This window comes from Ottowia sp., from assembly GCF_016703145.1.
Taxonomy (GTDB): Bacteria; Pseudomonadota; Gammaproteobacteria; order Burkholderiales; family Burkholderiaceae_C; genus Ottowia.
Genome location: NZ_JADJCO010000002.1, coordinates 611299 through 625776 on the forward strand (window position 1 = coordinate 611299; position 14478 = coordinate 625776).

The window sequence follows — 14478 nt, forward strand, 5'->3', positions numbered from 1 at the left end:
CATGCCCACCATCAAGATCCTTCCTCACCCCGAGTACTGCCCGCGGGGCGCCGAGATCCAGGCCAGCGTGGGTGATTCGATCTGCGAGGCGCTGCTGGACCACGACATCCCCATCGAGCACGCCTGCGAGATGAGCCGCGCCTGCACCACCTGCCACGTCGTCGTGCGCCAGGGCTACAACTCGCTGGAGGAGCCCGAGGAGGAGGAGGAGGACCTGCTCGACCGCGCCTGGGGCCTGGAGCCGCAGTCGCGCCTGTCGTGCCAGGCCATCGTGGCCAAGGACGATCTGACGATCGAGATCCCGCGCTACTCCATCAACCACGCCAAGGAAAAACACTGATGCGCCAGATCGTCCTGGACACCGAGACGACGGGCCTGTCGGCCGAAGGCGGCGACCGCATCATCGAGATCGGCTGCGTCGAGCTGCTGCACCGCAAGCTGACCGGCAACAACCTGCACTTCTACCTGAACCCCGAGCGCGACAGCCACGAGGACGCGCTCAAGGTGCACGGCATCAGCAACGAGTTCCTGCGCGACAAGCCCAAGTTCGCCGAGGTGGCCGCCGACATCCTGCGCTACCTCGAAGGCGCCGAGATCATCATCCACAACGCCGCCTTCGACGTCGGCTTTCTCGACAAGGAGCTGGAGCGCTTGGGCCACCTCCCGTTTCGCACCTTCGTCGGCGGCGTGACCGACACCTTGGCGATGGCCAAGGAGCTCTACCCCGGCAAGCGCAACTCGCTCGACGCGCTGTGCGACCGCCTCGGCGTGGACAACTCTGGCCGCACGCTGCACGGCGCGCTGCTCGACGCCGAGCTGCTGGCCGACGTCTACATCAACCTCACGCGCGGCCAGGAGGCGCTGCTGATCGACCTGGGCGACGTCGGCGGCCCGGGCGAGGGCGCCCAGCGCATCGACCTCAGCGGGTTCGATCTGCCCGTGCTGTGCGCCAATGCGCAGGAGGCCGCCGCGCACGACGAGGTGCTAGCGCAGCTCGACAAGGCCAGCGGCGGCAAGACCGTGTGGCGCCGCGCGCCGGACGAGGTGGGCCGGGCCGGTATATAATTCCATCTTTCGCTGATGACCTCGGCGAAGCGGGTGATTAGCTCAGCGGTAGAGCACTGCCTTCACACGGCAGGGGTCGCAGGTTCAAACCCTGCATCACCCACCACCGATTCCAACGCCCAAGGCCGCTTCCAGCGGCCTTTGTGCTTTCTGGCGGGGCGCACGGACTGCCCGCCGCGAAGGAAACCCATGCTGCTCGACGCCGACGATTGCCAACTCGTGCTGATCGACTACCAGGCACGCCTGATGCCCGCCATCCACGACGCGCCGGCCGTGCTGGCCAACGCGCGCCGGCTGGCGCAGATGGCCCGGCTGATGCAGGTGCCGGTGTGGGCCACGGAACAGTACCCCGAAAAATTGGGCGGCACCGACGAGAGCCTGGCGGCGCTGTGCGACCGCATCGTGCCCAAGATGGCGTTCAGCGGCGCCGAGGAACTGCAGCCGCTGCTGGCGCCACCCGTTGCCGCGCCGCGCGGCAACGTGCGCAGCCTGCCCAAGCATCTGCGCGCCCCGGCCGCGGCCGAGCCGGCGCGCGGCACGGTCGTCATCGCTGGCTGCGAGGCGCACGTGTGCCTGCTGCAGACCGCGCTGATGCTGCTGGAGGCCGAGTGGGACGTGTGCGTGGTGACCGACGCCTGCGGCTCGCGCACCGAGCGCAACCGCGACGCCGCCTACGACCGGCTGGCCGGCGCGGGCTGCGAGCTGGTGACGACCGAGATGGTCGGCTTCGAATGGCTGCGCGACTGCGAGCACCCGCGCTTCAAGGCGCTGCAAGCGCTGGTCAGGTGACCCGGTGGCGCCAGGGCATGATCATGAATCATTTCGTGCCCTGGCCCGCATGGTCATTGTGCCATAAGCTCTCATTAATATAGCAAACACCTGCATGAAGGAATCGCAACCATGATCGCATCCAAGCAACTGCGGCTGTCGCGCCATACCGGCGAGCTGGCGGCGGCGGTGCCGCAGGTCGTCGCGCACCGCGTGGGCCGCATGATGGCCGCCGGCCCCCTGCCGGGCGCACGCGACCAGCAGGAGTTCTACCGCATGGGGGCCGAGAAGGTGGCGGCGTTCCAGGAGTCGTGGCTGGCCATGTCGTCGCAGGCGTTCGCGGCGCAGCAGCAGTTCATGTTGTGGTGGTGGCGCGCCTGGTGGCAGATGGCGCCGGGCGGGTGGATGAATCCGCCCGCGGTCAGCCAGCTCTTCTTCGGCGCCGGCCGGCAGTGGGCTGGCGCGGTGCTGGACATGACGGCGCGCGGCATGGCGCCCGTGCACCGGCGCGCGGTGGCCAATGCGCGCCGGCTGAATCGCTCGGGCCCCTGACGCGGCGCGCGCCGGGGCAGCGCGGCGGCGGTTTGCTTTGGTGATCTTGCGCTGCGTCAGCCTGGCGCAAGTCCCCGCTCGCCATAATTAAAAATTCAGCAATCGGGTGACGGGCTGGCCAGGCGGGTCGCGAGGTGCGGCCGGCGTGCGCTCGCCGCCGCACGAGGCCGAGGAGACCCGCATGACGAGCTACGCCGAGTTCTACCGCCGTTCCATCGAGGACCGCGACGCCTTCTGGGCCGAGCAGGCCCGGCTGATCGACTGGCACACGCCGCCGCAGGTGGTGTGCGACTACAGCCACCCGCCGTTCGCACGCTGGTTCGCCGGCGGCACCACCAACCTGTGCCACAACGCCGTGGACCGGCACCTGGGCGAGCGGGCCGACCAGTCGGCGCTGGTCTGGGTGTCCACCGAAACCGACCAGGAGCGCGTGTACAGCTTCCGTGAACTGCACGCCGAGGTGCAGCGCATGGCGGCGGCGCTGCTGGAGCTGGGCGTGGGGCAGGGCGACCGCGTGCTGATCTACATGCCCATGATCGCCGAAGCCTGCTTCGCCATGCTGGCCTGCGCGCGCATCGGGGCGCTGCATTCGGTGGTGTTCGGCGGCTTTGCCTCGGGCTCGCTGGCCAGCCGCATCGAGGATGCCGAGCCGAAGGTCATCGTCAGTGCCGACGCCGGCTCGCGCGGGGGCAAGGCCGTGGCCTACAAGCCGCTGCTGGGCGAGGCGCTCCGCCTGTCCCGCCACAAGCCCGGCGCCGTGGTGCTGGTCGACCGCGGCCTGGTGCCGATGGACCTGGCCGCCGGCCGCGACCACCTGTGGGCGCCGCTGCGCGAGAAACACCTGCGGGCCCAGGTGCCCTGCGCCTGGGTCGATGCCACGCATCCCAGCTACACGCTCTACACCAGCGGCACCACGGGCAAGCCCAAGGGCGTGCAGCGCGACACGGGCGGCTACGCGGTGGCGCTGGCCGCGTCGATGAAGCACATCTTCCGCGGGCAGGCGGGCGAAACCTTCTTTTCCACCAGCGACATCGGCTGGGTGGTGGGGCACAGCTACATCATCTACGGCCCGCTGATCGCCGGCATGGCGACCGTCCTGTACGAGGGCCTGCCGACGCGGCCCGACGGCGGCATCTGGTGGCAACTGGTCGAGAGGTACAAGGTCACCGTGATGTTCAGCGCGCCCACTGCGGTGCGGGTGCTGAAGAAGCAGGACCCGGCCTTCCTGACCCGGTACGACCTGTCCAGCCTGCGCGCGCTGTTCCTGGCCGGCGAGCCACTGGACGAGCCCACGGCCCAGTGGATCAGCGAGGGCCTGAAGGGCAAGCCCATCATCGACAACTACTGGCAGACCGAGACCGGCTGGCCGATCCTCACCGTCTGCAACGGCGTCGAGAAGCAGGCGTCCAGATTCGGCTCGCCCGGCAAGGCGGTGTACGGCTACGACGTCAAGCTGCTGGACGACCAGACCGGCGCCGAGCTGACCGGCCCGGGCCAGAAGGGCGTGGTCGCCATCGAGGGCCCGCTGCCGCCCGGCTGCATGCAGACCGTCTGGCGCGACGACGCGCGCTTCGTGGACACCTACTGGTCCAGCGTGCCGGGCCGGCAGGTCTACAGCACCTTCGACTGGGGCATCCGCGACGCCGACGGCTACTACTTCATCCTGGGGCGCACCGACGACGTCATCAACGTCGCCGGCCACCGCCTGGGCACGCGCGAGATCGAAGAGGCCATCGCCGGCCACCCCGCCATCCGAGGTGGCGGTGGTGGGCGTGGCCGATCAGCTCAAGGGGCAGGTGGCGATGGCCTTCGCCGTGCTCCGGGACGCCGGCTTGCTGGGCGACGGCCCGGCCCTGCTCAGGCTGGAGGGCGAGGTGATGAAGGCCGCGGATGCGTCGCTGGGCGCCGTGGCGCGCCCGGCGCGCGTGCGCTTCGTCCACTTGCTGCCCAAAACGCGCTCGGGCAAGCTGCTGCGCCGGGCCGTACAGGCGGTGTGCGAGGGGCGCGATCCGGGCGACCTGACCACGATGGAAGACCCGACGGCACTGCAGCAGATCAAGGACATCGTGGCCGGCCAGGCCTGATGCGCGCCGGCGCGGATGCCCGCTGCGGGTGCGGGCGCCCTGACGCGACGCGTCGCCCGCACCGTTCGGTGGCAGAATCCAAGCTTTGCGAAGTACCCCCGGCCCTTCCTAGCCAGTCGCGTCCGCCATCCGGTTCAGCCGTGACGCGGAAGGTTTCTTTACCATCTTGAGCACCCTCAAGGGGTGTGAAGGTCAGCGCAACAATGAGTGAGACAAAGTCCGTATACCAAACCTACCAGGGGAACACCTACCTCTTCGGCGGCAATGCGCCGTACGTCGAGGAGATGTACGAGAACTACCTGGCCAACCCGGGCAGCGTGCCCGACTCCTGGCGGGACTACTTCGACGCCCTGCAGCACGTGCCGGCCGCCGATGGCGGCAGCGCCCGCGACGTGCCGCACCTGCCGGTCATCAACGCCTTTGCCGAGCGCGCCAAGCAGGGCGGCACCCGGGTCGTGGGTGCCACCAGCGCCGACTCCGACCTGGGGCGCAAGCGCACCTCCGTCCAGCAGCTGATCGCGGCCTACCGCAACGTCGGCGCCCGCTGGGCCGACCTCGATCCGCTCAAGCGCACCGAGCGCCCCTCCATCCCCGAGCTGGAACCCTCGTTCTACGGCTTCACCGATGCGGACATGGAGACGGTGTTCAACACCAGCAACACCTTCTTCGGCAAGGAGGCCATGTCGCTGCGCGAACTGGTCAACGCGCTGCGCGAGACCTACTGTGGCACCATCGGCACCGAGTACATGTACATCACCGACCAGGGCCAGAAGCGCTGGTGGCAGCAGAAGCTGGAGAGTGTGCGCGCCAAGCCGCAGTTGAACGCCGAGGAGAAGACCCACATCCTGGGGCGCCTGACCGCCGCCGAAGGGCTGGAGCGCTTCCTGCACACCAAGTACGTCGGCCAGAAGCGCTTCTCGCTCGAAGGCGGCGAGAGCTTCATCGTCGCCATGGACGAACTCGTCACCCAGGCCGGCAAGGCGGGCGTGCAGGAGATCGTGATTGGCATGGCCCACCGCGGCCGCCTGAACGTGCTGGTCAACACGCTGGGCAAGATGCCCTCGATGCTGTTCGCCGAGTTCGACCACACGGCGCCGGAAGAACTGGCCTCCGGCGACGTGAAGTACCACCAGGGCTTCTCCAGCGACGTGGCCACGCCCGGCGGCCCGGTGCACCTGACGTTGGCGTTCAATCCCTCGCACCTGGAAATCGTCAACCCGGTGGTCGAGGGCAGCGTACGCGCCCGCCTGGACCGCCGCGGCGACGCCGAGGGCGACACCGTGCTGCCCGTGCAGGTGCACGGCGACGCGGCCTTCGCCGGACAGGGCGTGGTGATGGAGACGCTGGCGTTGGCGCAGACGCGCGGCTACTACACCGGCGGCACGGTGCACATCGTCATCAACAACCAGATCGGCTTCACCACCAGCGACCCGCGTGACAGCCGCTCCACGCTGTACTGCACCGACATCGTCAAGATGATCGAGGCGCCCGTGCTGCACGTGAACGGCGACGACCCCGAGGCCGTGGTGCTGTGCACGCAACTGGCGCTGGAGTACCGCCAGGAGTTCAACCAGGACGTGGTGGTCGACATCGTGTGCTTCCGAAAGCTCGGCCACAACGAGCAGGACACGCCCATGCTGACGCAGCCGCTGATGTACAGGAAGATCGGCCAGCACCCCGGCACGCGCAAGCTCTACGGCGACAGGCTGATCACCCAGAAGCTGCTGGCCGACGACGGGCCCGACGGCATGGTCGCCGCCTACCGCGCCGCCATGGACGCCGGCCGCCACACCGTCGATCCGGTGCTGACCAACTTCAAGAGCAAGTACGCCGTCGATTGGCAGCCTTTCCTGCACACCAAGTGGACCGACGCCGCCGAGACCGCCATCCCGATGACCGAGTGGAAGCGCCTGGCCGAGCGCATCACCACCGTGCCCGAGGGCTTCACCGTCCACAACCTGGTGAAGAAGGTGCTGGAGGACCGCGCCGCCATGGGTCGCGGCGAGGTCAACGTCGATTGGGGCATGGGCGAGCACATGGCCTTCGCCTCGCTGGTGGCCAGCGGCTACCCGGTGCGCCTGTCGGGCGAGGACTGCGGCCGCGGCACCTTCGTGCACCGCCATGCCGTGCTGCACGACCAGAAGCGCGAGAAGTTTGACGAGGGCATCTACATCCCGCTGCAGAACGTCGCCGACAATCAGGCGCCCTTCGTCGTCATCGACTCCATCCTGTCCGAGGAGGCGGTGCTGGGCTTCGAGTACGGCTACGCCTCCAACGATCCCAACACGCTGGTGATCTGGGAGGCTCAGTTCGGCGACTTCGTCAACGGCGCGCAGGTGCTGATCGACCAGTTCATCGCCTCGGGCGAGGTCAAGTGGGGCCGCGTCAACGGCCTCACGCTGATGCTGCCGCACGGCTACGAGGGGCAAGGGCCGGAGCACAGCTCGGCGCGCCTGGAGCGCTTCATGCAACTCGCCGCCGACACCAACATGCAGATCGTGCAGCCCACCACCGCCAGCCAGATCTTCCACGTGCTGCGCCGCCAGATGATCCGCCCGCTGCGCAAGCCGCTGGTCATCATGACGCCCAAGAGCCTGCTGCGCAACAAGGACGCCACTTCGCCGCTGTCCGAGTTCACCAAGGGCGGCTTCCAGACCGTCATCACCGACCGGGGCGAACTCAAGGCCGACAAAGTCAAGCGCATCATCGCCTGCTCCGGCAAGGTGTATTACGACCTGGTCAAGAGGCGCGAAAGCAAGGGCGCTGACGATGTGGCCATCATCCGCGTCGAGCAGCTCTACCCCTTCCCGCACAAGGCCTTCGGGGCCGAGATCAAGAAGTACCCCAACGCGACCGATATCGTGTGGTGCCAGGACGAGCCGCAGAACCAGGGCGCCTGGTTCTTCGTGCAGCACTACGTGCACGAGAACATGCTCGCGGGCCAGAAGCTGGGCTACGCCGGCCGCGCCGCGTCGGCCTCGCCCGCCGCCGGCTACGCGCATCTGCACCAAGAGCAGCAGAAGGCGCTGGTCGATGCGGCGTTCGGGCGGCTCAAGGGCTTCGTGCTGAACAAGTGAACACGCACCGGGCCCTGGGCATTCGGCGTCGAGCATGAAGCACGTCGAGCGTCCGGGCGTCTCACCGCACCCATAAGAACCAGGAAACAACGAAATGGCTATCGTCGAAGTCAAAGTCCCCCAACTGTCCGAATCCGTGGCCGAGGCCACGCTGCTGCAGTGGAAAAAGCAGCCGGGCGAGGCCGTCAAGGCCGATGAAATACTGATCGAGGTCGAAACCGACAAGGTCGTGCTGGAGGTGCCCGCGCCCGCCGCCGGCGTGCTGACCGAGATCGTCGAGGCCGACGGCGCCACCGTGGTGGCCGACCAGCTGCTGGCCCGCATCGACACCGCCGCCGTCGCCGGGACTGCCGCGCCGGCCGCGGCCCCCGCCGCCGCCGCACCTGCAGCCGCCGCGGCGCCCGCGGGTGGCGACAAGTCCGGCATCGCCATGCCGGCCGCCGCCAAGCTGATGGCCGACAACAACCTTGGCGCGGGCTCGGTGTCCGGCACCGGCAAGGACGGCCGAGTGACCAAGGGCGATGTGCTGGGTGCTATTCAATCAGGAGCATCTGGCGCAGCATCGGCGGGGACTGGAGGCCAAAAGGCTGCCCAGATCCCCACCGGCGTGCCCGCCGCCAGCCTGCCGCAGGTGGCCGGCCCCGCCGTCCCCCACCTGGGCGACCGGCCTGAGCAGCGCGTGCCCATGACGCGCCTGCGTGCCCGCGTGGCCGAGCGCCTGCTGCAGTCGCAGGCCACCAACGCCATCCTGACCACGTTCAACGAAGTGAACATGCAGCCGGTGATGGACATGCGCAAGCGCTTCCAGGACAAGTTCGAGAAGGAGCACGGCGTCAAGATCGGCTTCATGAGCTTCTTCGTGAAGGCCGCCGTGCACGCGCTCAAGAAGTTCCCGGTGCTCAACGCCTCGGTCGATGGCAACGACATCGTCTACCACGGCTACTTCGACGTCGGCATCGCCGTCGGCTCGCCGCGCGGGCTGGTGGTGCCGATCCTGCGCAACGCCGACCAAATGAGCTTCGCCGACATCGAGAAGAAGATCGCCGAATTCGGCGCCAAGGCGCGCGACGGCAAGCTGGGCATCGAGGAGATGACCGGCGGCACCTTCTCCATCAGCAACGGCGGCGTGTTCGGCTCCATGATGTCCACGCCCATCATCAACCCGCCGCAGTCGGCCATTCTGGGCGTGCACGCCACCAAGGACCGCGCCATGGTCGAGAACGGCCAGGTCGTGGTGCGCCCGATGAACTACCTGGCGATGAGCTACGACCACCGCATCATCGACGGCCGCGAGGCCGTGCTGGGGCTGGTGGCCATGAAGGAGGCGCTGGAGGATCCGTCGCGCCTGCTGTTCGACATTTAAACGGAAAAAACACGGCCCCCTTCGTGGGGCCGTGTCCTTGTGGCGGGCTTCGCCCGGTTCGAAACGATCCATCATGAGCAACAAGCAATTCGACGTCATCGTCATCGGCGGCGGCCCCGGCGGCTACGTCGCCGCCATCCGCGCCGCGCAACTGGGCTACACCGTCGCCTGCATCGACGAGTGGAAGAACGCCCAGGGTGGCCCCGCGCCCGGCGGCACCTGCACCAACGTGGGCTGCATCCCCTCCAAGGCGCTGCTGCAAAGCTCGGAGCACTACGAGCACGCCGCCAAGCACTTCGGCGAGCACGGCATCACCGTCAAGGGCCTCGGGCTGGACCTGGCCAAGCTCGTCGGCCGCAAGGACGCGGTGGTCAAGCAGAACAACGACGGCATCCTGTACCTGTTCAAGAAGAACAAGGTCACGTTCTTCCATGGCCGCGGCGCGTTCGCGCGCGCCGTCCAGGGCGGCTACGAGATCACGGTGGCCGGCAGCGCCGAGGACACCCTCGTGGGCCAGCAGATCATCGTCGCCACCGGCTCGAACGCGCGCGCGCTGCCGGGCGTGCCTTTTGACGAAGAGAACGTCCTCAGCAACGACGGCGCGCTGCGCATCGGCGCCGTGCCGAAGAAGCTGGCGCTGATCGGCTCTGGCGTGATCGGCCTGGAGATGGGCAGCGTGTGGCGCCGCCTGGGCGCTGAAGTGACGGTGCTCGAAGCCCTGCCCACCTTCCTGGGCGCGGTGGACGAGCAGATCGCCAAGGAGGCCAAGAAGGCCTTCGACAAGCAGGGCCTGAAGATCGAGCTGGGCGTCAAGGTGGGCGAGATCAAGCCGTCCAAGAAGGGCGTCTCCATCGCCTGGACCAATGCCAAGGGCGAGGACCAGACGCTGGAGGTGGACAAGCTCATCGTCTCCATCGGCCGCGTGCCCAACACCATCGGCCTGAACCCCGAGGCCGTGGGCCTGAAGCTCGACGAGCGCGGCGCCATCGTGGTGGATGACGAGTGCAAGACCAACCTGCCGGGCGTGTGGGCCGTCGGCGACGTGGTGCGTGGCCCGATGCTGGCGCACAAGGCCGAGGAGGAGGGCGTGGCGGTGGCCGAGCGCATCGCCGGCCAGCACGGGCACGTCAACTTCAACACCATCCCGTGGGTGATCTACACCAGCCCCGAGATCGCGTGGGTCGGCCGCACCGAGCAGCAGCTCAAAGCCGATGGCGTGAAGTACAAGGCTGGCACCTTCCCCTTCCTGGCCAATGGCCGCGCGCGCGCGCTGGGCGACACCACCGGCATGGTCAAGATGCTGGCCGACGCGGCCACGGACGAGATCCTGAGCGTGCACATCGTCGGCCCGATGGCCAGCGAGCTGATCGCCGAGGCCGTGGTGGCGATGGAGTTCAAGGCCAGCAGCGAGGACATCGCGCGCATCTGCCACGCCCACCCCTCGCTGTCCGAGGCGACCAAGGAAGCCGCGTTGGCGGTGGACAAGCGCACGCTGAACTTCTGACCGGCGGTTTTCAAGCAAAAATAGGCGCTGACCTGCACGGGTATTGCGCCATTAGCTATGAAAATAATAGTAATCGAAGCTGTCGCATGACCAGCGTGCGCGCCACCTACGAGGCCGAGCTGGCAGCGCGCGGCTACCAGAGCGACCCGGCGCAGCTGCGCGCCGTCGAGGCGCTGCAGCGCTGCGCCGACGACTGGGCCGCGTACAAGATCCAGCGCTCCAACGCCCTCAAGAAGATCTTCAACCGCCCCGACGTCCCCAAGGGCGTGTACATGCACGGCGGCGTCGGGCGGGGCAAGAGCTTCCTGATGGACTGCTTCTTCAACGCCGTGCCGATCCGGCGCAAGACGCGGCTGCACTTTCACGAATTCATGCGCGAGGTGCACCGCGAGCTGGCCGGCCTGCAGGGCACCGTCAACCCGCTGGACGAGCTGGGCCGGCGCATGGCGGCGCGGTTCAAGCTGATCTGCTTCGACGAGTTCCACGTCGCCGACATCACCGACGCCATGATCCTGCATCGCCTGCTGGCGGCGCTGTTCGACAACGGCGTGGGTTTCGTCACCACGTCGAACTTCAAGCCCGACGGCCTGTACCCCGACGGCCTGCACCGCGACCGCATCCTGCCCGCCATCGCGCTGCTGAACGCGCGCATGGAGGTCCTCAGCGTCGACAACGGCACCGACTACCGCCACCGCACGCTGCAGCAGGTGCGGCTCTACCACACGCCCCTGGGCCTCGAGGCCGACGCCGCGATGGACGCCGCGTTCAGCCAACTGGTGGCCTCGCCCGACGAGGATCCCACGCTGCACATCGAGGCGCGCCAGATCCGCGCCCGGCGCCGCGCCGGCGGCGTCGTGTGGTTCGACTTCCGCACGCTGTGCGGCGGACCGCGCTCGCAGAACGACTACCTGGAGATCGCCAGCCAGTTCCACACCGTGCTGCTGTCCGGCGTACCGCACATGCCGGTGCGCATGGCCTCCGAGGCGCGGCGCTTTACCTGGCTGGTGGACGTGCTGTACGACCGGCGCGTCAAGTTCATCCTGTCGGCCGAGGTGGCGCCCGAGCTGCTCTACACCGAAGGGCCGCTGGCGCACGAGTTTCCCCGCACCGTTTCGCGCCTGAACGAGATGCAGTCGGCCGAGTACCTGGCGCAGGAACACCGCACCGTCGATACCCACATCACATGAGAAGCCTGCCTGTCCTTCTTTCGGCGCTGGCGCTCGTCACGGCGTGCGCGCGGGTACCCGTGTCCGATGCGGTCACCGTGCCGCCGGCGCTGGTCCCGCCAACCGCCGACGCGCAGTTCGAGCCGTGGCTGCAGGCCGAGCGCGCGCGCCTCGCCAGCGCGCGCGCCGGCGTGCAGCAGCGCTTCCAGGACGACGAATCCGCCTGCTGGCGGCGCTTTGCCGTCAACGACTGCGTGCGCGAGGCGCGCGCGCGGCGCCGTGCCGCGGCCGATGAATTGCGCGCGCAGGACCTGGCGCTGAACGAGCTGGAGCGCCAGCGCCGCACCGAGGCGCGCCGCCGCCAGCTCGAGGGCAAGCGGAAGGCCGCCGACTGAACGCCGGCCGCGCGTGTCCATGGCAGCCGCTGGCTGGTGACGCCGTATCATCGAGCGAAGTGACCACGCCGCCGCCCGCTTCCCCTCGCCGAACGTGACATCCAACCTGCATTCGCCCGATCGCCGGCTGATCGAGCTGTGCATCGAGCACGCCGACCTCGACGCCTGGATCGACCGCCTCGTCCACGAGCCCCCGCCCGCCGATCAATTGATGCTGCAGCGCCTGAAGAAGCGGCGCCTGGCCCTGCGCGACGCCATCGCGCGGCTGGAGGCGGCGCTGGACCCCAAAGAGCCGGCATGAGCGGCGAACCACGCGCCGTGGAGAGCCCCGGGACCGGCCTGCCCACGTCCCTGCAGCAGGCCGTGCAGGCGATGTTCGAGCCCCACGGCCCGCTGGTCCGCGCGGCCGAGGGCTTTCGCGCGCGCGAGGGGCAGACGCGCCTGGCGCTGGCCGTGGCGCGCGTGCTGGAGCAGGGCGGCGTGCTGGTGGCCGAGGCCGCCACCGGGGTGGGCAAGACCTTCGCCTATCTCGTGCCCGCGCTGCTGTCGGGCGAGCGGGTGCTGCTGTCCACCGCCACCAAGGCGCTGCAGGACCAGCTCTTCGGGCGCGACCTGCCCCGGCTGGCGCAGGCGCTGGGCCTGCCGGTGCGCATGGCGCTGCTCAAGGGGCGCGGCAGCTACGTGTGCTTGCACCGGCTCGGTTTTGCGGGCCAAAGCATCGATCAGTCGGCGCCCAGACTGCGCCATTCGCTATCGAAAGTGGAGCGATGGGCGGCCACCACGCGCACCGGCGACCTGGCCGAGCTGCCGGGCCTGGACGAGCGCTCGCCCGTCATCCCGCTGGTCACCTCCTCCCGCGAGAACTGCCTGGGCGCCGACTGCCCCAAGTTCCGCGCCTGCCACGTCAACCTGGCGCGGCGCGAGGCGATGGCGGCCGACGTGGTGGTCATCAACCACCACCTGTTCTTCGCCGACCTGGCGATCCGCGAATCGGGCATGGCCGAGCTGCTGCCCACGGCGCGCGTGGTGGTCTTCGACGAGGCGCACCAGCTCAACGAGACAGGCATCCAGTTCCTCGGCCGGCAACTCGGCACCGGCCAGTTGCTCGACCTGGCGCGCGACCTGCTGGCCACCGGGCTGCGGCACGCGCGCGGGCTGGTGGACTGGACGGCACTGGCCGGCGGCGTGGAGATGGCGGCGCGCCAGTTGCGGCTGGCGGCCGGCAGCGTGCGCGGCGGCACCCGCCTGCGCTGGATCGACGGCGCGCCCGAAGGCGTTGATGCCGATGAATGGCAGGCCGCCCTGGCGCGCGTGGGCCAGGCGCTGGCGCAGGCCGCCGAGGCGCTGGACACCGTGAGCGAGCTGGCCCCCGACTTCCCGCGCCTGCACGAGCGCGCGGCGCTGCTGGCCGCCCGCGCGGCGGGCTTCGCCGCCCCGTGCGATCCGGCGCTGGTGCGCTGGGTCGACGCCGGGCTGGCGCTGCGGCTGGTCGAGTCGCCGCTGGACATCGCCGAGGCCGTGCGCACGCGCCTGCTGGCCACGCCGGACGACCCGCAGGACGGGCAGGAGGCGCGCGGGCGCGCCTGGGTGTTCGTCTCCGCCACCCTGGGCGACGACGACCGGCTGAGCTGGTTCACCGGCCCCTGCGGCCTGCAGGACGCCGAGGTGTTGCGCGTCGGCAGCCCGTTCGACTACACGCGCCAGGCCGCGCTGTATGTGCCCGCGCACCTCGTGCGCCCCGGCGATCCGGCGCACAGCGCCCAGGTGGCGCGGCTGGCCGGCGACGCGGCGGCGCGGCTGGGCGGGCGCACGATGGTGCTCACCACCACGCTGCGGGCGCTGCGCGGCATCGCCGAGGCGCTGTCGCAGCGCTTTGGCCCCGGCGCCGGCATCGAGGTGCTGGCGCAGGGCGAGCTGCCCAAGCGCGTGCTGATGGAGCGCTTCCGCGAGGGCGGCGCGCAGGGCCGGCCGGGCTGCGTGCTGGTCGCGTCCAGCTCGTTCTGGGAGGGCGTGGACATGCCGGGCGAGGCGCTGCAACTGGTGGTGATCGACAAACTGCCCTTCCCGCCGCCGGGCGACCCGCTGGTGGAGGCGCGCTGCCGCCGCATCGAAGCCGAGGGACGCAGCGCCTTCGCCGACCATTCGGTGCCCGAGGCGGCGGTGGCGCTCAAGCAGGGGGCAGGGCGCCTGATCCGGCGCGAGACCGACACCGGCCTGCTGGTCATCTGCGACACCCGCCTGGTCACCATGGGCTACGGCCGGCGCCTGCTGGCGGCCCTGCCGCCGATGCGCCGCCTGCTCGACGAGCCGGCATGGGCCGCGGCGCTGAATGCGCTGGCGGCAGGCCCACCGGACAGCATGGCGCCGTCGTGCGCCGACGCCAGCGCGCCGAACCCGTAGGTGGCCTTGACGCTGTCGGCGGGGTTGTCAGCGGTGGCAATGCTTGTTGCTAGAATTTCAAGGAAAATCAGCCCATAGCCCGCGCCAATACTGCGGTAAAAGCT

11 protein-coding genes, 1 tRNA gene and 1 pseudogene are annotated in these 14478 nt (G+C 69.4%); all 13 read left to right on the top strand.

The annotated features are described in order from the left end of the window. The first annotated feature begins 1 nt into the window (after position 1). The 13 genes and pseudogenes from fdx (at position 2) to IPG65_RS03190 (ending at position 14374) form a co-directional block, all read left to right on the top strand. The gene (gene fdx, locus IPG65_RS03130; protein ID WP_293187818.1) at positions 2 to 340 is read left to right on the top strand and encodes an ISC system 2Fe-2S type ferredoxin; all 339 of its coding nucleotides are present in this window, start codon (positions 2 to 4) and stop codon (positions 338 to 340) included. Continuing rightward, on the top strand, positions 337 to 1065 hold the full coding sequence (dnaQ, locus tag IPG65_RS03135; protein WP_293187944.1) for a DNA polymerase III subunit epsilon: 729 nt from the start codon (positions 337 to 339) through the stop codon (positions 1063 to 1065). Before fdx ends, dnaQ begins: the two co-directional genes overlap by 4 nt. A gap of 31 nt (positions 1066 to 1096) precedes the next feature. Then, positions 1097 to 1171 (top strand) — tRNA-Val (locus tag IPG65_RS03140). A gap of 83 nt (positions 1172 to 1254) precedes the next feature. Next, positions 1255 to 1854, top strand: coding sequence for an isochorismatase family protein (locus tag IPG65_RS03145; protein ID WP_293187819.1), 600 nt, complete (start codon positions 1255 to 1257; stop codon positions 1852 to 1854). A 111-nt stretch (positions 1855 to 1965) separates the two neighbouring features. Then, positions 1966 to 2385 (top strand): polyhydroxyalkanoate granule-associated phasin, encoded by a 420-nt coding sequence (locus tag IPG65_RS03150; protein ID WP_293187820.1) that lies wholly within the window; start codon positions 1966 to 1968, stop codon positions 2383 to 2385. A 181-nt stretch (positions 2386 to 2566) separates the two neighbouring features. Then, a pseudogene (locus tag IPG65_RS03155) lies at positions 2567 to 4469 on the top strand (propionate--CoA ligase). A gap of 203 nt (positions 4470 to 4672) precedes the next feature. Then, on the top strand, positions 4673 to 7546 hold the full coding sequence (locus IPG65_RS03160; RefSeq protein WP_293187821.1) for a 2-oxoglutarate dehydrogenase E1 component: 2874 nt from the start codon (positions 4673 to 4675) through the stop codon (positions 7544 to 7546). A gap of 94 nt (positions 7547 to 7640) precedes the next feature. Then, on the top strand, positions 7641 to 8909 hold the full coding sequence (odhB, locus tag IPG65_RS03165) for a 2-oxoglutarate dehydrogenase complex dihydrolipoyllysine-residue succinyltransferase (RefSeq protein WP_293187822.1): 1269 nt from the start codon (positions 7641 to 7643) through the stop codon (positions 8907 to 8909). 73 nt (positions 8910 to 8982) lie between these two features. Then, the gene (lpdA, locus tag IPG65_RS03170; RefSeq protein ID WP_293187823.1) at positions 8983 to 10413 is read left to right on the top strand and encodes a dihydrolipoyl dehydrogenase; all 1431 of its coding nucleotides are present in this window, start codon (positions 8983 to 8985) and stop codon (positions 10411 to 10413) included. An 86-nt stretch (positions 10414 to 10499) separates the two neighbouring features. Further along, entirely contained in the window at positions 10500 to 11600 is a 1101-nt protein-coding gene (zapE, locus tag IPG65_RS03175; protein WP_293187824.1) for a cell division protein ZapE, read from the top strand. Continuing rightward, positions 11597 to 11974, top strand: a complete 378-nt coding sequence (locus IPG65_RS03180) for a hypothetical protein (protein ID WP_293187825.1) — start codon at positions 11597 to 11599, stop codon at positions 11972 to 11974. The genes zapE and IPG65_RS03180 overlap by 4 nt, the downstream gene beginning before the upstream one ends. Before the next feature lie 94 nt (positions 11975 to 12068). Continuing rightward, entirely contained in the window at positions 12069 to 12275 is a 207-nt protein-coding gene (locus tag IPG65_RS03185) for a YdcH family protein (RefSeq protein ID WP_293187826.1), read from the top strand. A gap of 71 nt (positions 12276 to 12346) precedes the next feature. Further along, the gene (locus IPG65_RS03190) at positions 12347 to 14374 is read left to right on the top strand and encodes an ATP-dependent DNA helicase (protein ID WP_293187945.1); all 2028 of its coding nucleotides are present in this window, start codon (positions 12347 to 12349) and stop codon (positions 14372 to 14374) included. The last annotated feature ends 104 nt before the right edge of the window (positions 14375 to 14478 follow it).